Origin of the sequence: Thalassovita sp. (genome assembly GCF_965218685.1) — a bacterium.
Lineage (GTDB): Bacteria > Pseudomonadota > Alphaproteobacteria > Rhodobacterales > Rhodobacteraceae > Thalassobius.
Map to the genome: position 1 here is coordinate 583,285 of NZ_OZ244657.1, position 19,675 is coordinate 602,959.

The window sequence follows — 19,675 nt, forward strand, 5'->3', positions numbered from 1 at the left end:
GTTAACCCCCCCAAGGCCCTTTGACCTTGGGCTTCTTTTTCTTCGACGTCTTCTTTTTCGACTTTGACCCAGCTGATGGCTTTGCCTGCCGCAAGGCCCCCCACGGGCCAACCTGGTCAATCAGATCCTCGGCGCGCTCTTCGGCCAAGGGGGCGTCATGCCCAAACAAAGCTGCACGGGCGCCGGCTTTGTCAGCTTGGTATTCGCGTTCCAGGAAATCGGCAACATAGGATTTCTTGGTGTCGGACCAGCCCGCATAAAGCCGGTAGAACAGTTCCTTGTGGCAGATGAACAACTGGCGCACGTCCTTGGGCGCCAGTTCAGCCAGCAGCATGTTCACCAGGTCGCGATCGGGATGATTGGCCGCCCTGATCGTATAGAAATACGCGGGATGATTGCTGACAATGCGTGGCCAGGGGCCCTCGTCCTCGGCCCAACGCACCAAGGATTGCAGGGCGTGAAACTCTTCGGGCAGCGCCTCCGCATGCGCCCGCGCCAAGGCCCGGATCTCGCGGCGGGTGGCACCAGTCAGGTCAATTCCACGATCCTGAGCAGAATCGACCACGATGAAATCCATCTTCTGCCGCAAGATCGCGCCCGCGTCGATGCCGCGCGCCTTTACGATGGGTTCAACCAACCCGTTGCGGTCCAGGAACTGGGCGATCCAATTGCGCTCGTTGAAACCATAGACATTTTCGACGCCCAACCCGTTCAGCGCAGATTTATCCCGCGCAATGACCGTCGGTTTGTCCGCGTCACGAAACAGATAGGCCCCACCGAAATGCGCCGTCCAGAAATTTTCCTGCCGGAATTCCATCTGCTTCAGCCGCACGGGATTGCGTGTCACATCCCCGGTTTTCTGCGCCAGCCCGATCATGTCGGCGATCAACACATCATCGAACCAGGCGTCATCTTCGCCCATGAACCGGTCCACCATCTGGCCCAGTTTTTCGGCATCCCGCACGGTCCCCGAGGTCGTGTCGGCCTCGATCTCGATCTTGCGGATGTCCAGCAGGCGCGCCGGGTCAGAGACGGAATAGACCGAGTTCAGCAGCTCTCCGGCAACTGCGTCCTGTGTGGTCAGGGCGAACAGCTGCGCCTCGTTTTCGGTGATGAACTGGCGCAAAATGCTGCGCGACATCGAGAATTTCGCATTCAGCAAAGGGGCTGATTTCTGCGCAGTGCTGAGCAGGATGAACTGCCGGTTGCACCCCCCCTGATTGAGGTACTGCATATCCCCCAGCTCATCCCCAACCTCGGGCGAATAGCCGCTGATGTCGATATGAAAATCGGTCAGCTGGGTCTGTTTGCCGGTCAGATGCGTCAGCGCACGATTGTACCGCTCCACCAACGCAGGCGAGGACACATGGATCAGGTTGCCAAACATCAGGCCTTTTTCGATGAGGCGTTTCATGCATCACCTTCCCAGATATTTGCATTTAGATATCTCTGAAAAACACCCAGCAAGCCTTCGATATTTATTCTTCGAACAAACTCCTGATCAGCATCTGAAAGTTCGGCTTTTGATCCACTAATCTCGCTCAATTTGTCGCAAACCCCCTGCCAGTTCTCACGGTTGGGTGCGCTGTTTATCCCAGGATAATTTGAGCCAGTTTCAATTTCTTCCAGCCCCCTCGACATTGAGCTACAGAAACGACCTAGTACTTCTTCTAGGGACAACTCCTTTGGCGTTCCGCTAGCCCCAAAAGGCCAAACCGAGCAACCGCGGTTCTCTCTAGATTTGTTCATCTCATCAAATGTCCAGCGATATTGGAGCCGATCCAATTCAGCCCTAAGAGTTTTCAGGCGCTCATTCAAAAGCAGCTTTGCTCTTTCTTCCTCTCTTTGCCGCTGTTCATCTTCGAAAATCTTACCTTGCAAGGTAAGTAAATCGACCTGCTTTTCTTGCGCCTCGGCCATCTTTTCAAACTCGTTTCTTTGTTCGCGAAGCTCCGTGGCCTGCAGCCAAACCGTTACAACCAACCACACAAACGCCAGGCTCCCCGCGACACCGGCCAAGGTGTCCCCAATCTCATTCGGAGCTGCGTCTTTTAAATAGGACCATTTGGTGAAGTAGGAGCCATCCGTATCAACCACTGGCAGGCACCAAAGTGAATAAGCGAAAACACCGCAAACCAGTAGGGTCAGAGCAACCCCGACAAGAAATGGCGGTTCCCGCCAAATAGCCTTGCGCGATTTTACCGGCTCTTGGCTCATCCCTTCCCCTCCAGATACCGGCGTTTGGCCTCTTCTGTGCGGGCGAAGTCGCGGACCATATTGTCAATGGCGACCTCGTCGGATTTGTCGGCATAGCGGAATTCTGAATCGGCGTAGCGGTTGATTTCCTGGATCACCATGTCCACGGTGATCGGTTTGCGCAGATCCTCGATCATGGCCGATTTGCGCTCGTAGGGTTGGAACAGGAACAGGTCGGGCTGCTCCATCCATTCGTCGGGCAGTTCGAAATCCATCGCGCGGACCTTGACCGCGTCGGTGATATTCTTGATCGCCCGGCCCGTAAAACGCGGGTCCGCCTGCTGGATCGCCTTGAGATAGGTGCCCAGCTTGGCGATGGTGTCCAGCCCACCGATTTGGCCATGGACGCGGTCAAAGACCTCTAACAACCCTGCCTCTTGCGGGCGGGCGTGCGCCTCGAAGGATCGGGCAACGGCGCGTTTGATTTCCTGCGCGGCGTACAGATCGTGATCACCCAGCGGGATGTCGTGCTTCTTACCCATCAAGAGCGCCAGAATATCGATGTAATCCTCGCGCGTTTGCGGCCCGTCCACCAGGAACCGCGCCCCGGCCCGCTGGCGCAGCGCGTCATCCACGTTCTCAGGGTAGTTGCTGAACATGCCGAAGGTACAGTTGCCACGCACGACGGTGTTGGCGCCGGCAAAAGCCTCCATGAACACGGCGGTGACCTCTTGCTGACCCGCGCTGGATTGGCGATCCCCGCGTTTGCCCGCGATCTGGTCAATGTCATCAATCGTGCCAAAACCGATCACGCCGGGGTCCAGCACATTGTTAATAAACGCCTTGGCATTCTGACCGGATTTACCCTGATAGCTGTCGATATTGTCGATGCCAAAGTTCTGATAGCGAAACGGATAGCCCGCGATCTGGCAATACTCGTTCACCATCCCCGCCATCATCTGGATCAGGGTGGTTTTCCCCGTGCCCGGCGCGCCATCGCCCATAAAGGTAAAGATAAACCCGCCTAATTCGGCAAAGGGGTTCAGCTTGCGGTCAAAATCATAGGCCATCAGCATCTTGGACAAGCGCATCGCCTGATACTTGGCGATATGGTTGCCGACCACCTGATGCGGTTTCTTGAACTGCATGGTCAGCGTGCTGCCGGCAGCCTTACGCGCGGGGCTGAAGCCCTGGATGGTCAGATCGTCCGCCTCAACCCGCCAGCTGGAATTGTTGAACGGGTCCAGACGCGGGGCCTCTTGCGCGCGCAGGGCGACACGCTCCATCAATTGTTCGGCAAAGGCGGCGACGGTGGCCACCAGATGCGGTTCGTCACTGGCATGCGCGGCGATATCCTGATCCAGCTCCCACAACACGCCATGCAAACCCAGCTGAGCATTATCCGTCAGCACCTCACCAGGCTGGCCAACCTCGACCGAGATCTCGCCCTGATGCGGCGCCAGCAGATAGGCCGTGGCATTGGCGAAAACATGCATCACCACCAGCGCCTCGGCGGCCAGCAGCTCGGCGAAATCATGTTTCTGAGTGGCCGCCAACGACCCCTGCAAGTTGGCGCGTTTCAGCCCGTCCAGACCGGTACGTTCGGAAAAGCTCTGCCCCATAGCCAGCGCAATTGCCAAACTGCGGCGCAAACTGTTCATCACCGTCGCCTGCAGGGGTGAAATCAGCGCATCCCCGCCATCTGCAGCCTCGATCCGCTCCAGCAGGCGCACTCCTTCAGGCCGCTGGGTGGACCGCGTCACCATCCCTGGCGTGGTAGACCGAAACCGCCGCGTCCGCGGGATCCCGGGCGAGCGTTCGGGCTGCGCCGAAACTTGCCGCGCCTGACCAATCCGAGGCGTGTGATCGAACCCTTCCAGCAAGGTCAGCGCCGCCGCGTAATGCGCCTGAATTTCCTCTTCGCGCAGTTCCATCAGATCACTGGTCAAACTCATCCGTTAATTCTCCTCACCGGCACCCAGATCAGGCAACGGGCCTCAATTGTACCCCACCCATTCTTTGCTCAAAAAATACTCTCGCCGAAGGCGACGTTAAAAACTCAAGACCCGACCGCCACCGCTCACGACATATTTCCGCACGCTGGCAAACCCCGGCGGGTTCTTTTCCGCCAGCACCTGATAGGGGCGTTCGGGCATGATGATGCTGCGCTCGGTGCGCGTTGCGCCCGTGTCCACGCCACGCCCACCGAATGGATCCAAGGCAAAGATCTCGCGTTCGGCGGTACTGAACCAACCAACCTTCTCTTCGGTGACGCGTTCGCTTTCCAGCTCTTCCATGGTCCAGGCCAGCGCCCAATCCTGCCCTTCGGGGCTACCGGCCTCGGCCAGAACCTCGCGCAGGGGCCCCGATTGCCGCGTATAGGTGTGCGAGTACATCGGCCCCAGATGGATGCGCCGCAGCCGTTTGGGATGCAGATCATTGAACTGCTCGTCAAAGCCCTTGGCGATGGTCACCAGTTTCAGACCGCCCAGGGATTGCCCCATCAGATGTGCCTGCACCTCGGGCCAGCGGCGTTCGTCCTTGGGCAGGGCTTCGCGACCCGTATCCTCCAGGTCCATCACGTAAATCACGGGCAGATTAAGCTGGCTGTCATAGACCGCCCAATGCACCAGGTAACGGCGCCGATCCTCGACCCCCGATTGCCAAATAACCCGAGGATCATTGCGCGCCCAGAAAAGTTGCCCTTTGGCCAGTTCCTCGTAATACAACCGCTGAGAAAGCGCGAATTGCAGTTTGGTCGGGATTTCGCGCTCGCCCACGATCTTCTCGACCATCTGCTTTTTCAACGCCTCGGTCGAGGGCATGCCGTCCAAATGCCGCCCCGCTTGCATCGCGTCATTGGCCATCACCAACAACTCGTTGAACGTCGGAAAACCACTGTCCACCGTGTCGATGGAAAGCGAACCAAAGAATTGCCCCGTATCGCGCCCGACCAGCAAGTACTTCATGCTAAGAGCACGGAAGCTGTAGCCGATTTCCGCCAGATAGCGTGCCAGGATATCCGCCTCGTCCGCGCTCATCTTGCCCTGAGCATGCATCTGCGCGATTACCCCAGTGACGTGCTGAGTGATGGCGCTGAACTTGGCGAAATACCGACGGCTGGCGCGGGTCTCCATCAGCGCGGCGTGATCGGCCTGAATTTCGACCTTTTCTGACATTTACTGACCGTAAAGGTTCTTGTCGTGCTTCTCGACAATCGCCTGGAACCGGCGGGCAAAGCGTTCGTCGGCCTTGGCCTTGGCCTCCAGCACCTCGCGCGCGAACACCATGTGGCTTTCGTGTTTTTCCATCATGTCGGCCATGCGCTGGTTGGTCGCCGTGCCGATCGCGGCCATTGCGGCCTGAGCCTCTTTGTCCGTTTGCACCCCGATTTCATTGATCCGGTGCGCGACGTCCTGCTGCTGAGCAGTCTTCAACGATTTGGTCAGCGCATCATACAGCACCACCCGCTGCTTGGTGTCCGTCTGCAGCTTGTTGATCAGCACCATCTGCGTGGCCGCCTGGTTCTGCAAGCTGTCCACCCAGGTCTTACCCTTCTCGATATATCGCTCGAGCGTCTGAGATTTAGCCAGCTTGACCTGTTCATCCTGCACAAGCGCGTTATAGGCCTTGTTCAGATCAGCCAGTTCGGTTTCCAGCTTGGTGCGCTCGGCGGCATCCGTGGTGACGGCAATCTTGCCTTCCAGCTCGATAATCTTGGGGTCCATTGCCAGGATTTCGGCGCGGACGTTTTCCAGGTCCTGCACCGTGAGTTCACGCTCGTCCAAAGTTTCGGTCAGGTTGACCTCGACCTTGGCCTTCTGCTCGTTCAGCGTGTTCAGCTGCGCCTCCAGCAGGTTGGTAATCACATCCGACTTGCCAATCAGGTCCTGCAGTTTGTCATCGATATTGGCGGTGCGCAGTCGTTCCTGACGCAAGGATTCGGATTTGCCGCGGCTAAAGATACCGACAAAGCTTTCCCAGCCGGTTTTCGTCCGCATTTCATCAAAATCCTTGGAAAACGCGGCCGTCACATCGTCCAGCCCCATGATCAGCTCGGCGATGTTGGCGTTCATCACCTCGGTATGGGCGTGCACGTCATCCAGGGTCGCATTCTCGATGTCGATCATCGCATCGTCGCCCGATTTGATTTTTTCGCGGGCGGTTTCAATACGGCCAGTCAGCTCGGCGATTTTTGCCTGAGCTTCGGCGACCTGTTTTTGCGATTCCAACACCTGAGCCTCGAAATTGGCCATTACACTCTCCCAGTAAGAATAATTTTCACTCATATGGGGAATGTGAAGCCGATTTACATCCCCCGGCATCCAAAATTTCACCGAAAGTGTTGCAAACCCAGACGTCAAAGGAAAGGGGAAACCCGCCCGTTGCGGCGGTTATCAGACGGGGGCACACCAAAGCGCCCCCGCTGCGGTCGGGACCTAGCCGACCACGTTGAATTCCGGCCCATAGGGATAGCCGGTAATGTTCTCGTTTCCGTCCTCGGTGATAACAAGGATATCGTGCTCGCGGTAGCCGCCCGCACCCGGTTGACCGTCCGCGATGGTCAGCATCGGCTCCATCGAGATGACCATGCCCGGTTCCAGCACTGTGTCGATATCTTCGCGCAGTTCCAGCCCGGCCTCGCGGCCATAGTAATGCGACAGCACCCCGAACGAGTGACCATACCCGAACGTACGGTATTGCAGCAGGTCACGCTCTTCCAGGAAGTCGTTGATCTTGTGCGTGACCTCGGCGCAGGTGGCGCCGGGTTTCAACAGGCTCATCCCGTATTCATGGGCGGCCACGTTTGCCTGCCAGATCTTCAGGCTGGCGGGATCGACTTCTTCGACGAACATCGTGCGTTCCAGCGCAGTGTAATAGCCGCTGATCATCGGAAAGGTGTTCAGGCTCAAGATATCGCCGCGTTCCAGCACCCGGCCGGTGACCGGGTTATGCGCACCGTCGGTATTCAGGCCCGATTGGAACCACACCCAAGTATCGCGATATTCAGCGTCGGGGAAGCTGCGCGCGATCTCAAGCTCCATCGCGTCGCGGCCCGCCATGGCCACGTCAATCTCGCGAACGCCAGCCTTGACAGCGTCGCGGATGGCATAGCCCCCCACGTCCGCTACGCGCGCACCTTCGCGGATCAGAGCGATCTCGGCCGGGGATTTGTGCATGCGCTGGCGCATCGTTGGCACATGGATATCCACGAGCTTCGAGGGCGCCAGGAACGCCTCCAGCTTGGCGCGCTGAACCAGCGTCAGGTGGTCGCCCTCGTAACCGACGACCACGCCCTGCCCACTAACCGAACTTACAGCCCGCCAGTAATTGTCGCGCTGCCAATCGGTATAGGTGATGTTGTCGCCAAAACAGCGCCGCCACGGCTGACCGGCGTCAATCCCGGCGCTGATGGTCACATTGTCGGTCTGCGTCACGACCAACCCATAGGGCCGCCCGAACGCGCAATACAGGAACCCGCTGTAGTAGGCGATCGAGTGCATCGAAGTGAACACAACAGCATCCACCCCGGTCTCGGTCATGATGGCGCGCAGGCCGGACAGGCGCGCGGCATATTCAGTTTCGGCAAACGGCAGTTTGGCCTTTTCGCCATTGTGGAAACGGTACATCTCAGGACGTGAAGTCATTCGACCCTCCTAGTGAAAGAAAGGTCCCGGCGTTCAGGACGGTTTTGGGGCCATGCTGCACGAATGACGCGCGGTCATGTGGCGACGCCATCGCCTTGCCTTATCCCTGTCCTTGCTCATCGTGCGCGATCTGGCAAGATGTTTTGCGATGCAATCCAAGGAATTTCGACATCATGAGCAGCACTCCGACGCCCGGCGCCCGCAATCTGATCACCGATGTGGCCGGCCTGCGGGTCGGCAACGCGCAGGATGAGCACGTAAAAACCGGCGCGACCGTGCTGGTTGCAGATGTGCCCTTTACCGCTGGGGTTCACGTGATGGGCGGTGCCCCCGGCACGCGCGAGACTGACCTTCTGGGCCCCGACAAAACGGTCGAGCAGGTGGACGCGCTGGTCCTGTCGGGAGGTTCGGCCTTTGGGTTGGATGCGTCCTCGGGGGTAGCAGACGCCTTACGAGCGCAAGGGCGCGGCTTTGCCGTGGGCGATCAACTGGTGCCCATCGTTCCCGGCGCGATCCTGTTTGACCTGATCAACGGCGGCGACAAGAACTGGGCCGAAAACCCCTATAAACGACTGGGGGCCGAGGCATTGGCCAATGCAGAGCAGGATTTCGCCCTTGGCAGCACCGGAGCCGGCGCCGGCGCGACCACGGCGAATTTCAAAGGCGGGCTGGGATCTGCCTCGGTCAAACTGCCTTCGGGCCACACTGTGGGCGCACTGGTGGCTGTAAACGCATTGGGGTCTGCCACGGTGGGGGACGGCCCCCATTTCTGGTCCGCCCCATTTGAAATCAACGACGAGTTCGGGGGCCGCGGTGTTGCCCAGACCTATGCCGACACGCATATTCCGCCGACCAAGCTGGCGGCACACGCCAACACAACCATCGGGATCGTCGCAACCGACGCGCAGCTAACCCAATCGCAATGCACCCGACTGGCCACCGCAGCCCATGACGGATTCGCGCGCGGGCTTTTCCCGTCTCACACCCCCATGGACGGAGACCTGATCTTTGCTGCGGCAACCGGCGCGGTGCCCTTGGGCTTTGCCCCTGCGGATACGCTGTACCTGGGTCACGCAGCCGCAACCGTCATGGCCCGTGCAATCGCGCGCGCGGTTTTCCACGCCAGTGCCTCGCCGGGCGACACGCAACCCACCTGGGCCCAAAAGCACGGATAACGGCCGGACCCTGTCCTTTTGGACAGGGTCGGTTTACCGGCCCCAGACGTCATGTATAAAGACCGGAATACGTCAGGAACGACAGGCCGAAACACACTCACGGACACTGTTTGTCAACGCGCTGGTGGTCAGGGGAATCGAGACCGCCAGCGCGATCCGACCGATCAATCCTTCAGCAGCAGCGCCATAAGGCGACTCTCAGCATCCTTCAGCCCGTCGATCACGTCAAAATGATGCTTGCCCGGATCAATGATGCAGGCGCATTCCCAGGCTTCGGCCAATGCAGTGGCTTGCTCCAGAAAAGCGGGGCGTTCCTCGGCGCCGACCCAAACTGAAATCTCGATATGCGGCCAGGGCTGCATCAGGACAGGGCTTTCGGCCTCGGCCGCGGCCATATCCAGTTTGAAATCCTCGTTCATCGAAGTCTGCAGCAGCGGTCGCAAATCCGCCACCGGAGAGATCGGCAAAGCCCGCACCACGCGCTGCGCAACAGTTTCGGGCAGCGCGCCCGGCACACACATCCGCGCGGCCAAATGCCCTCCGGCCGAGTGACCGGCGATTATGATGGGGCCAGCCACCATGTCCGCAACCACGGGAATCATATGAGCAATCTGCCGCGTGATATCCGCAATGCTGACCGTGGGGCACAGATCATACGAAGGCATCGCCACCGCCCAGCCCGCCTGCACCGCGCCAGCGGCAAAGCCGGACCAAACGGATTTGTCGAACCGCAGCCAATAGCCGCCGTGGATGAAAACCAACAACCCCTTGGCCGTGCCGACCGGGTGAAACAGATCGAATCTCTGCCGCGGAGTGTCTCCATAGGGCAGATCCAGTTGGGCCTGACCCTGCTCGGTCATGCCTTCCCGAAAGCCAGCGGCCAGCGCATTCCACCGTGAGGGAAATAAATCCGCATCGGGGATATGGGCCGCGTTGGCATAAGCGTCGTCCAGATTTTCTTGACTCATTTTATTTAACTTGTTAAGTTTATTCCAGCCAATCAGTCTCTGGACAAGACTAGCGTCAAGTGATTTGCCTGTGCCAGAGGAAAACGAGGGGGAGCCCAATGCTGGACACCAAAACCGATCTGCGAGCGCGACTGAAAGATCCCAGCCTTCTGGTCGAAAAATCCTATGCCGGAGGGGCCTGGATTGACGGCGAAGGAGGCGAGACATTCGCCGTGACCAACCCGGCGCGCGGCGACGTGATCGCGAATGTCGCCGACCTGAGCCGCGCTCAAGTCGCCGATGCCATTGCCCAAGCCGAGGCCGCTCAGAAAGAATGGGCAAGCTGGACCGGTAAGGAACGCGCCGCCGTAATGCGCCGCTGGTTCGACCTGATGATGGAAAACCAGGATGACCTGGGCACCATCCTGACCGCCGAACAAGGAAAGCCGCTGGCCGAGGCCAAGGGTGAAATCGCATATGGCGCCGCCTTTATCGAGTTCTTCGGCGAAGAGGCCAAACGCATCTATGGCGAAACGATCCCCGGCCACCAGCGCGACAAGCGCATCACCGTGATCAAGCAGCCCATCGGGGTTGCCGCCTCGATCACGCCGTGGAACTTCCCCAACGCGATGATCACCCGCAAGGCCGGCCCCGCGCTGGCCGCCGGTTGCGCTTTTGTCGCGCGCCCCGCCGCTGAAACGCCCCTGTCCGCGATTGTTCTGGCCGTTCTGGCCGAACGCGCAGGCATCCCCAAGGGCGTTTTCTCGGTCGTGACCTCATCGCGTTCGTCCGAGATCGGCAAGGAATTCTGCGAAAACCCGGCCGTGCGAAAAATCACCTTCACCGGCTCAACCGAGGTCGGCCGCATCCTGCTGCGCCAAGCCGCTGATCAGGTGATGAAATGCTCGATGGAGTTGGGCGGCAACGCGCCGTTCATCGTTTTCGACGACGCCGATCTGGACGCCGCGGTCGAGGGCGCGATCCTGTGTAAATTCCGGAACAACGGCCAGACCTGCGTCTGCGCCAACCGGATTTATGTGCAAGAGGGTGTCTATGACGCCTTCGCTGAAAAACTAAAAATTGCCGTCGAGAAAATGAAAGTCGGCGATGGCCTGGAAGATGGCACTGATCTGGGGCCGCTGATCACACCTGATGCGATTGCCAAGGTACAAGAGCATGTGTCCGACGCGACCGCCAAAGGCGCCAAGGTTATCCTGGGTGGTGGCGATCCAATTCAGGGCCCCGGCTATTTTCTGCCGCCGACCATCGTGACCGGCGCAACACAGGACATGGCCGTCGCGACCGAGGAAACTTTCGGCCCGCTGGCGCCGCTGTTCAAATTCAAGGACGAAGACGACGTGATTGCCATGGCAAATGACACGATCTTTGGCCTGGCCTCGTATTTCTATGCCAAGGATCTAAGCCGCGTCTACAAGGTGGCCGAAGCGCTGGAGTATGGCATCGTTGGCGTGAACACCGGCATAATCTCGACCGAGGTTGCGCCGTTTGGTGGCGTGAAACAGTCCGGTCTGGGGCGCGAGGGCAGCCACCATGGCATAGAAGATTACCTGGAGATGAAATACATCTGCATGTCGGTCTGAGGACAATAAATCTAGCTGTCTGGCGGTTCCTGCATCGCTTCGATCACCCGCCGGACAGCCAATAACCATGCCGCCAAAACCTCGTCCGGGACCTTGCCCGTCATCGCCGAGATCAGCGCATTGCGCAAAGCGGCTTCTCCGACCTCGAATTGTCTGGGCGTTAGCCCCAGATTTGCGTGGGAACGCGCCAATCGGTCAAGGGTTTCCTGAACGGCATTGGGATCGATACTCGTCTTCGCCAAGGCCGTCAGCACCGAGGCCATGACCTCGCGTTGCTCGCCCATATTCGTGCTGAACATCGCGCGCGTTTCCGGCGCATCGCGGAACAATAGCTGGTAGAAATGGTGCGAAATCTCGGCCTTGTGCTGAAACACCACGGGGAAGCTTTGGCGCATGAGATCAAGGGTCTGTTCTTTCATGAAAAGCTCCTAAAAAATCAGCACAAACAAATAACACAGCCGGGCAATTCGGATCTGCCCCCTTGAATTACAAAACTGCATTGAAATCGTCACATAAGCGTTAACGGCGGCGGTCATTGGCATTCTGCACATTGATGTCATCAAAGGACCTCATCATGATCACTCGTCTTCTGGGTGTGTCCTCGGCCATTGCGCTTAGCGCAGGCCTGGCGCATGCCGACATGAACTTCAACCGCATTGCCTCTTTCCCCGTCGTGTCGAACATGGCCGAGGGTGAGGATACCAAGCGCGAAACCTCGCCCGAGATCATCGACGTTACCGCCGATGGCCAGACGCTGGTTTACACCGACAGCCCGCTGGAAGTGATCGGCTTTGTCGACATCACCGACGCGCATGACCCCAAGCCGCTGGGCAACATGGATGTCGGCGGCGAGCCGACCTCGGTGGCCGTTCTGGGCAACACCGCATTTGTCGGCGTGAACACCTCGGAAAGCTATGTGGCTCCTTCGGGCAAGGTGATCTCGGTCGACGTGGCCAGCAAGACCGAAACCGGCGCCTGTGATCTGGGCGGTCAGCCCGACAGCGTTGCCAAGGCCCCCGATGGCTCGTTCATCGCCGTTGCCATCGAAAACGAGCGTGACGAAGACCTGAACGACGGCATCATCCCCCAGATGCCCGCCGGCACCCTGGCGCTGGTTGACCTGAAAGACGGCGCCCTGGCCTGTGACACCCTGCGTTTTGCCGATCTGACCGGTCTGGCCGACGTCGCCGGGTCCGACCCCGAGCCTGAATACGTCTCGATCAACGCTCTGGGCGAGATCGTCGTGACCATGCAGGAAAACAACCACCTGGCCATCGTGTCGAAAGACGGCGAAGTGCTGAACCATTTCTCGGCTGGCAGCGTGGATCTGGAAGGCATCGACGCCACCGACGAACGTGGCGCCCTGATCTTTACCGAGTCTCAAAAAGGCCGCCTGCGCGAGCCTGACGCCGTGACCTGGATCAGCGATGACATGTTCGCCACCGCCAACGAAGGTGACTACAAAGGCGGCTCGCGCGGCTGGACCATCTTCAACAAGGACGGCACCGTTGTTTACGAAAACGGCACCGACTTTGAAAAAGCGATCATCCAGATCGGCCACTACCCGGACAAGCGTTCGGACAGCAAGGGTGTTGAGCCCGAGTCGGTCACCTTTGGTGTGTTCGGCGACACGCCCTATGTGTTCGTGGGCGCCGAGCGCGCTTCGGTCGTTGGTGTCTATGACGTCACCAACCCCGCCGCGCCGGTGTTGAAACAGCTGCTGCCCTCGGGCGTTGGCCCTGAAGGCTATGCCGTGATCCCCAGCCGTAACCTGCTGGTCTCGGCCAACGAAAAAGACCTGATCGAAGACGGCGGCGCCCGCGCCCACGTCATGCTGTTTGAAATGCAGGACGCGCCGGCCGTGTACCCGCATCTGACCAGCAAAGGTATGGATGAGCTGACCGGCTGGGGTGCGATCTCGGGCATGGTTGCCGACAAGGACGGGATCGTCTGGGCTGTGAACGACAGCTTCTACGGCTTCCAGCCTTCGATCTTCAAGATCGACACCAAGACCACCCCCGCCACCATCGTAGACGTCATCCGCGTCGAGCGCACCTCGGGTCCGGCTCAGAAGCTTGATCTGGAAGGCATCACTCTGGACGGTAAGGGCGGCTTCTACGTCGCATCCGAAGGCCGCACCGAGCGCCTGATCCCTCATGCGATCTACCATGTCAATGCCAAGGGCAAGATCAAGAACCTGAAGGGTGAAATCGGCATCCCCGCCGAGCTGGCCGCCGTTGAAAAACGCTTTGGCTTCGAAGGCATCACCAAGATCGGCGACACCCTGTGGATGGCCGTTCAGCGTGAATGGAAGGACGATCCTAAAAACCACGTCAAACTGGTAGCCTACAACCTGGAAACCAAGGAATGGGGCGCCGTTCTGTACGAAAAGGCCGAGCCTGCCACCGGTTGGGTTGGCCTGTCGGAAATCACTGCTCATGGCGATCATGTCTATGTCATCGAGCGTGACAACCAGCATGACCACCGCGCAGTGACCAAGAAGGTCTACCGCATCCCCGCCGCCGAAATGGTTCCTGCCCCGCTGGGTGGTGATCTGCCGGTGGTCTCCAAAGAGCTGGTCCGCGACCTGCTGCCCGACCTGAAATCGACCGGCGGCTACGTGCTGGACAAGGTTGAAGGCCTGGCGATCCTGGAAGACGGCACCGCCTTCGTGTCCACCGACAACGACGGTGTGGATGACCACTCGGGCGAGACCATGTTCTTCTCGATCGGCAAGGTCGACGCCGCGTTCTAAGCGCAGCCTTTCAAGAAAATCAGCCGCGCGTCCCCACCGGGTCGCGCGGTTTTTCTATGCGCGCAGTGCGCCCGTCAGAACCCGCCCCAATCGGGCGATCCCCACGTCGATCTGCTGCTGCGAAGAACTAGAGAAGTTCAGGCGCAGGCTGTTCTGCCCCGATCCATCGGCGAAGAACGCCCCACCCGGCACGAAGGCCACTTTCTCGGACTTCAGCGCATCTGCCAGCAGTTTTGCGCCGTCCATCCCCTTGGGCAGGGTCAACCAGACGAACATACCGCCCTCGGGTCGGGTCCATTCAACGCCCTTGGGCATGTGCTGCTCTAACGCTGCAAGCATCCGGTCGCGCCGCGCCCGATACGAGGCCCGGATGCGCTCTAGATGCCCCTCGAAATCACCCATTGCGACCTCGGCAATGGCCATCTGGTTCAGAGTTGGCGTGTGCAGATCTCCGGCTTGTTTCAGCAGGACCAGCTGATCAATCACCGGTTTGGCCGCACAAACCCAACCGATCCGCAACCCTGGCGACAGGGTTTTAGAAAACGACCCGCAATAGATCGTGCGGCAGGCGTTGATATCCCCCGTCCGCGCGCATTCCAGCGCCAGAATCGGCGGAATCGCGGCCCCGTCGTAGCGCAGCGATTGATAGGCCGCGTCCTCGATCACCGCGCAGTCCATGGCGGCGGCCATATCCAGCACGTTTTCGCGCTCGGGCCGGGTCAGGGTTACCCCAGTGGGATTTGCGAAATCCACCGACAGATAGGCGAATTTCACCCGCCCCGGCGCAGCCGCCTGCGCGTAATCCTGAGCCGAGCGATTCCCGCCCGGCTGCAACCGGTCAAACCGCGGCTCATAGGCGTTGAACGCCCCTAGCGCGCCCAGATAGGTGGGCCAACCGACCAAAGCCGTATCCCCCGGCGACAGGAACAGTTTGCCCAGATAGTCCAACGCCTGCTGCGATCCGCTGGTGATCAGGATATTTTCGGCATTGCAGGGCACGCCCAGCCGCGCCATTTCCCCCGCAATCCATTCGCGCAAGGGCAGATACCCCTCGGAGGTAGAATACTGCAGGCTGGCGGCGTGATTGCCGTTCGACAGGGCGTCGGCCATCGCGTCCTGAAACGCTTGGACCGGGAACAACGCGGGATCAGGGATACCCCCCGCAAACGAGATGATGTCAGGCTGATCCAGCAGCTTCAGCAGCTCGCGAATTTCCGAGGCCTTCATCCCCTGAATACGACTGGCAAAAATATCTGACAAATTCATAACCGACTCCTGCAACTTTGTTGCGCAACATCACCGAGTCGGGAAATTAAGTCAATATAGCTGACATAATTTGTGATCAGCACGAAAAGGCCCGCCTTGCGCAAGGCAAGACGGGCCGCATGATCAGGGTCTCGCGGGAATTAGTTCACCGCTTTGGCGTCCACTACGTCCTTTTGCGCGGAGACACCGGTGGCAATCTCGATCTGGCGGGGCTTCAGCGCCTCGGGCATTTCGCGCACCAGGTCGATATGCAGCATACCGTCCGCATGGGCTGCACCGGTGACTTTCACGTGGTCGGCAAGGGTAAACCGACGCTCGAACGCGCGGGTCGCGATGCCACGATGCAGATAGGTGCGAGTATCGGGCTCATCAGCTTTACGCGCCGACACGACCAGCGCGTTTTCCTTCACCTCGACGGACAGATCATCGGCAGTGAAACCGGCAACAGCGATCGAGATGCGATAGGCGTTCTCGTCAGTTTTTTCAATGTTGTAAGGGGGATAGCTGGGCTGTGCCACGTCATTGGTGAACACGCGGTCCATCATATCAGCCAGTTGGTCAAAGCCAACGGTGGCACGGTGCAGGGGGGCAAGGTCAAAGCTACGCATGGGTGATCCTCTCTTGAGCAATACCAGAATGTCGCCTTCCGAAATTGGACAGGCAGATGTCAGGGACCCGACATTCGGCGTCCCTGTGCAATTCATCTGGGGATGCGAAAAAGAGGTTTCAAGGGGCCGTCAGGGTTTGACGAATTTTGCACCGCCCACGCTGCGCTGGCTTTGCAGACGGCCGGTTACCGGCGTGGCCCCCTTGATGCGGGGCATGAAGTCCTCGGTGACCCCGATACCGCTGGCCAGTTGGGTTTTCAGCAGCTCGACCGCACCGTCCAACTGGGCGCCCAGTGCCACCTGGGTTCCGTCCAGATCCGCCTTGGCCGACACGACCGAAACGATCTGTGCCTCGCCGTTCTGAATGCGGAAAACTGGCGCGCCGGACGAACCGAAATTCACGTCGCAGCTTAGGACCACAACGCCTTTTTGCCGATGCATCACGCCGCAGCTTTCCTGGAACGAGGGCGCCTTGGCCCGGTCCATGGCATAGCTGACAACGCCGACGCTCTCGCCTTTGCGCAACTGCAGGCCGGTTTTAAAGGGGGTGATCGAGGTAGACTGCACCGGTCTGAGCAGCTCCAGCAAGGCCAGGTCATTGCGCACACGCTCAGCCGTGGCCTGTCCGTCATAGCGGTACGAGGGGTGGATCACCACGCGGCGCACCCTGCGATAGGCCTCGGCGCGGCCGTCGCGCAGCCCGGCCAAGAACTCGATCGAGCCGAAATCAACCCGCTTTTTCGTGGCTGGGTCAAACAGGCAATGCGCGGCTGTCAGCACCAAATTTGGAGCGATCAACGCACCTGTGCAAAACCCCGAGCCACCCAATTCCAGCCGCCCTACGGCCTCCCAGCCGCGACTGTCATCCATGGTGTTCAAGCGGCGCAAGGGCGAATCATCAGCCCAAGCCGCTGTTACCATTGCACAAAATGCCACTATCGCCAGAATCGCGCGTCGCATGAGGACCTCTGTTTCCACTACAGTTTAAGGTCGTACCGGATGGATTGGGCGAAATTGCGGCGTTAGCGCAGAATTGGCACCCCGTCATTGCGCTTGGCCTGACCGTTCAGCGAGGGCGGCACCGGACCACCCGTCGCCCAATCCAACAGCTCGACCGTATGCACCACCGGCACCTCGGTTCCCGAGCCGATCTGAACCATGCAGCCAATGTTCCCCGCTGCGATGATATCAGGCTGGATGGCTTCCAGCGTCCGCACCTTGCGCTCTTTCAATTGAGCCGAAATTTCGGGCTGCATCAGATTATAAGTCCCCGCACTGCCGCAACACAGATGGCTATCGGCAGGTTCGGCCACCTTGAAACCCGCTCGTTTCAGCAGATCCTTGGGGAAAGTTTTCACCTTCTGCCCGTGTTGCAGCGAACAAGCCGCGTGATAGCCGATGGTCAGCTTCTGGTCGGGCAATTCAGGCAGGTCCAGTTGCATCAACAGCTCGGATATATCCATGGCGATGCCCGACACGCGCGCGGCATCGGCGGCCAGAGGATCATTGCGGAACATATGCCCGTAATCCTTCACCGTCGTTCCGCAGCCCGAGGTGTTGATTACGATCGCATCCAGCCCGCCCGCGTCCATCTCGGCCGTCCAGGCGCGAATGTTCTTGGCGGCCGTGGCATGGCTTTCGTCCTCGCGCCCCATGTGATGGGTCAGCGCGCCGCAACAGCCTGCGCCTTGCGCAATTACCACCTCACAGCCCAGCCGCTGCAGCAGACGGATGGTGGCGTCGTTGATATCGGTGTTCAGCGCCTTTTGCGCACAGCCCGTCATCAGCGCAACGCGTTTGACGCGCGGCGCCTGAGGCGCAAAAACCTGCGGATCGTCGTTGCGACTGACCGGAGGGATGCTTTTGGGCGCCATCTGCAGCATCGCCTTTAGCCGGGCATCGGGCATCAGAAAGGCAAAGGGGCGCCCGATCTTGGCCCCCAGCAGAGCCAGCCGGAACCGACCCGGATAGGGCAGAATCCGCGACAGAATCCAGCGCAGGGCGCGATCACTGAAGGGACGTTTGTAAGTTTTTTCGATATAGGCGCGCGCGTGATCGACCAGATGCATGTAATGCACGCCGCTGGGACAGGTCGTCATGCAGGCCAGACAGGACAGGCAACGATCAATATGCTTGACCGTCTTGGCGTCCGGCACCCGTTCGTTTTCCAACATATCCTTGATCAGGTAGATACGCCCCCGAGGGCTGTCCAGTTCGTCCCCCAGCACCTGGTAAGTTGGGCAGGTGGCCGTGCAAAACCCGCAATGCACGCAGGCCCGCAGGATTTCATTGGCCCGCTCGGTGCCGGGATCTTGCAATTGCGCTTCGGTGAAATGTGTTTGCATCAGCCCATCATCCCCGGATTCAGAATGCCGTTTGGATCGAATTTCGCCCGCAGCCCGGCGCTGATCGCGGCCAGGGGGGCAGGTTCTGGGTGAAAGGCCGGGACCCGCGCAAAGGTTTCGGCGCTGGCACGGATCAGGGTCGCATGCCCATGCAAGCCCGGCGCGCGCGCATCTGCACCTTCGGGCAGCAAGGCCCAGACCAAGCCACCGCCCCAGTCATACAGAACTTGCGCCTCTGGCCACTGCTGCGCCAGTCGCTCGGTCAGTTCAGGCCCGTCCGAGGGCTTGACCGAGAACCGCCAAACATCCCCCGGCTGCCCATGGAACGCTTCGACATCGCGGATCCATTTCCAACCCGCCGAGGTGCGTGCGGGATCAGTTTCGACCGTACTGGGTCCGAATTCGGCCAGCAAGGATTGCTGCTGCTCGGCGCGGTAGGCGACTGAATCCGCAAACCCCTCGATACGGATCATCGTCACCGGCGCGCCATCAATCCCGCGCGGGGTATGCGCCGCCCCTGTCACGTCAAACGGGGATCCCAGCGCCATCGAAAGGGCGCGAACAGCGTCGCGGTCGCTCAGCCCCTCGATCAAGACCACGCCGACGGCCTCGGGAACCGGCAGCACCTTCAGCGAGACCTCGGTCAGCACACCCAAAGTGCCCCAGCTGCCGGCCATCAGCTTGACCAGATCATAGCCGGTGACGTTCTTCATCACCCGGCCACCGTTTTTCAACACGCGCCCGGAGCCATCGACAAAGCGTACCCCCAGCAGGGCATCTCGGCAGGCGCCCGCCTGAATGCGGCGCGGACCCGAGACATTGGCCGCGACCACACCTCCGATCGTCGGCTCTCCGGTGGTGCCCAGTAGGCCGCGATGGTCCATCGGTTCGAACGCCAGGCGCTGGTTGCCCTCGGCAAGAGCCTCGTTCAGCGTGGACAGGGGCGTTCCGGCACCAGCGACGATGGTCAACGCGCCGGGTTCGTACAGGCTAATGCCGGACAGGCCGGTTGTGCTCAGCACTTGGCCGCTGACGGCCCCAATCGGGCGGGTGCCGCCCCCTACGATCCGCACCGGAGCATCCGCCCCCTTGATCATCGCGGCCAAGGCCGTTTCGGTTTCAGGTTTCATCATT

Annotated in this window: 16 protein-coding genes; 3 read left to right on the forward strand and 13 right to left on the reverse strand. The window is 59.8% G+C overall.

Annotated features, from left to right (window positions below; genetic code table 11):
* Position 1: 1 nt before the first annotated feature.
* The 6 genes from ACOQOQ_RS03130 to ACOQOQ_RS03155 all read right to left on the reverse strand — a co-directional run bounded on the left by ACOQOQ_RS03130 (position 2) and on the right by ACOQOQ_RS03155 (position 7,844).
* Complete coding sequence (locus tag ACOQOQ_RS03130; protein ID WP_420568684.1) at positions 2 to 1,414, reverse strand: DUF6638 family protein; 1,413 nt, start codon at positions 1,412 to 1,414, stop codon at positions 2 to 4.
* Complete coding sequence (locus ACOQOQ_RS03135; protein ID WP_420568685.1) at positions 1,411 to 2,217, reverse strand: hypothetical protein; 807 nt, start codon at positions 2,215 to 2,217, stop codon at positions 1,411 to 1,413. Before ACOQOQ_RS03135 ends, ACOQOQ_RS03130 begins: the two co-directional genes overlap by 4 nt.
* Positions 2,214 to 4,151 (reverse strand): ATP-binding protein, encoded by a 1,938-nt coding sequence (locus ACOQOQ_RS03140; protein WP_420568686.1) that lies wholly within the window; start codon positions 4,149 to 4,151, stop codon positions 2,214 to 2,216. The genes ACOQOQ_RS03135 and ACOQOQ_RS03140 overlap by 4 nt, the downstream gene beginning before the upstream one ends.
* 96 nt (positions 4,152 to 4,247) lie before the next feature.
* On the reverse strand, positions 4,248 to 5,375 hold the full coding sequence (locus ACOQOQ_RS03145; protein ID WP_420568687.1) for a hypothetical protein: 1,128 nt from the start codon (positions 5,373 to 5,375) through the stop codon (positions 4,248 to 4,250).
* Entirely contained in the window at positions 5,376 to 6,452 is a 1,077-nt protein-coding gene (locus ACOQOQ_RS03150) for a hypothetical protein (RefSeq protein ID WP_420568688.1), read from the reverse strand. It abuts the gene before it with no gap.
* Between the two features lie 183 nt (positions 6,453 to 6,635).
* Positions 6,636 to 7,844: an aminopeptidase P family protein gene (locus ACOQOQ_RS03155; protein WP_420568689.1), complete on the reverse strand. Its 1,209-nt coding sequence runs from the start codon at positions 7,842 to 7,844 to the stop codon at positions 6,636 to 6,638.
* A 173-nt stretch (positions 7,845 to 8,017) separates the two neighbouring features.
* On the opposite strand from ACOQOQ_RS03155, the gene ACOQOQ_RS03160 reads away from it, so the two are divergent.
* Positions 8,018 to 9,019, forward strand: a complete 1,002-nt coding sequence (locus ACOQOQ_RS03160; protein WP_420568690.1) for a P1 family peptidase — start codon at positions 8,018 to 8,020, stop codon at positions 9,017 to 9,019.
* Positions 9,020 to 9,183: 164 nt separating this feature from the next.
* Here the strand turns inward: ACOQOQ_RS03160 and ACOQOQ_RS03165 are convergent, their stop codons facing one another.
* Positions 9,184 to 9,987 (reverse strand): alpha/beta hydrolase, encoded by an 804-nt coding sequence (locus ACOQOQ_RS03165; protein WP_420568691.1) that lies wholly within the window; start codon positions 9,985 to 9,987, stop codon positions 9,184 to 9,186.
* Between the two features lie 98 nt (positions 9,988 to 10,085).
* Between ACOQOQ_RS03165 and ACOQOQ_RS03170 the strand changes: the two genes are divergently transcribed.
* Positions 10,086 to 11,567 carry an NAD-dependent succinate-semialdehyde dehydrogenase gene (locus tag ACOQOQ_RS03170; protein ID WP_420568692.1) on the forward strand — a complete coding sequence of 494 codons (1,482 nt, stop codon included), beginning with the start codon at positions 10,086 to 10,088 and terminating at the stop codon, positions 11,565 to 11,567.
* A gap of 11 nt (positions 11,568 to 11,578) precedes the next feature.
* On the opposite strand, the gene ACOQOQ_RS03175 is transcribed toward ACOQOQ_RS03170, so the two are convergent.
* Positions 11,579 to 11,986, reverse strand: coding sequence for a globin domain-containing protein (locus ACOQOQ_RS03175; protein ID WP_420568693.1), 408 nt, complete (start codon positions 11,984 to 11,986; stop codon positions 11,579 to 11,581).
* Positions 11,987 to 12,141: 155 nt separating this feature from the next.
* On the opposite strand from ACOQOQ_RS03175, the gene ACOQOQ_RS03180 reads away from it, so the two are divergent.
* Positions 12,142 to 14,322, forward strand: a complete 2,181-nt coding sequence (locus tag ACOQOQ_RS03180; protein WP_420568694.1) for an esterase-like activity of phytase family protein — start codon at positions 12,142 to 12,144, stop codon at positions 14,320 to 14,322.
* 54 nt (positions 14,323 to 14,376) lie between these two features.
* Here the strand turns inward: ACOQOQ_RS03180 and ACOQOQ_RS03185 are convergent, their stop codons facing one another.
* From ACOQOQ_RS03185 to ACOQOQ_RS03205, 5 genes are all read right to left on the reverse strand, one after another.
* Entirely contained in the window at positions 14,377 to 15,588 is a 1,212-nt protein-coding gene (locus tag ACOQOQ_RS03185) for a PLP-dependent aminotransferase family protein (RefSeq protein WP_420568695.1), read from the reverse strand.
* A 140-nt stretch (positions 15,589 to 15,728) separates the two neighbouring features.
* Positions 15,729 to 16,196 (reverse strand): Hsp20 family protein, encoded by a 468-nt coding sequence (locus tag ACOQOQ_RS03190; RefSeq protein WP_420568696.1) that lies wholly within the window; start codon positions 16,194 to 16,196, stop codon positions 15,729 to 15,731.
* 129 nt (positions 16,197 to 16,325) lie between these two features.
* Positions 16,326 to 17,156, reverse strand: a complete 831-nt coding sequence (locus ACOQOQ_RS03195; protein WP_420568697.1) for a trypsin-like serine peptidase — start codon at positions 17,154 to 17,156, stop codon at positions 16,326 to 16,328.
* Between the two features lie 62 nt (positions 17,157 to 17,218).
* Positions 17,219 to 18,541, reverse strand: a complete 1,323-nt coding sequence (gene glcF, locus ACOQOQ_RS03200; protein ID WP_420568698.1) for a glycolate oxidase subunit GlcF — start codon at positions 18,539 to 18,541, stop codon at positions 17,219 to 17,221.
* Positions 18,541 to 19,671 (reverse strand): FAD-binding protein, encoded by a 1,131-nt coding sequence (locus ACOQOQ_RS03205; protein WP_420569725.1) that lies wholly within the window; start codon positions 19,669 to 19,671, stop codon positions 18,541 to 18,543. The genes glcF and ACOQOQ_RS03205 overlap by 1 nt, the downstream gene beginning before the upstream one ends.
* Between the last annotated feature and the right edge of the window lie 4 nt (positions 19,672 to 19,675).